General features: G+C 51.8%; 1 protein-coding gene. It reads left to right on the top strand.

From position 1 onward, the window contains the following. Positions 1-355 (top strand): GNAT family N-acetyltransferase (locus tag ACTHTY_RS12075; RefSeq protein WP_440367870.1); only part of this gene is annotated, 355 nt, incomplete at its 5' end. Positions 356-440 lie beyond the last annotated feature (85 nt).

Raw genomic sequence — 440 nt, 5'->3', positions numbered from 1 at the left:
GACCTCACTTTACCACATCGACCCCGCCATCCCCCGCCTCTACATCGGTTTCACATGGTACGCCCTGTCGGCACGGCGCACGCGCATCAATACCGCATGCAAAATCATGTTGCTCGACTACGTTTTCGATACTTTGAATTGTCGCTGCGTCTGCTGGCAGACCGAAAACCTCAACACCGCCTCTCAACGCGCTATCGAACGCCTGGGCGCACACCAAGACGGTATCTTGCGCTGCCACAAATTGCGGAAAGACGGCAGCGTGCGCGATACGGTGGAATACAGCCTGCTGCGCGAAGAATGGCCGCAGGCAAGGGTAAAACTGCTCGAAAAAGCGGCAGCTTATGACGCGTCCTGAAAAAACGTTTTCTTCTTCATTTTTTCATCAGAATACGCCCATCTTGCTGACAATCCGAACTCTTTAAAAAATTAATGAAATAAGG

Source organism: Neisseria sp. P0019.S002 (assembly GCF_051957155.1).
Taxonomy (GTDB): Bacteria; Pseudomonadota; Gammaproteobacteria; order Burkholderiales; family Neisseriaceae; genus Neisseria; species Neisseria perflava.
This window is presented reverse-complemented; position numbering and strand designations above follow the sequence as displayed.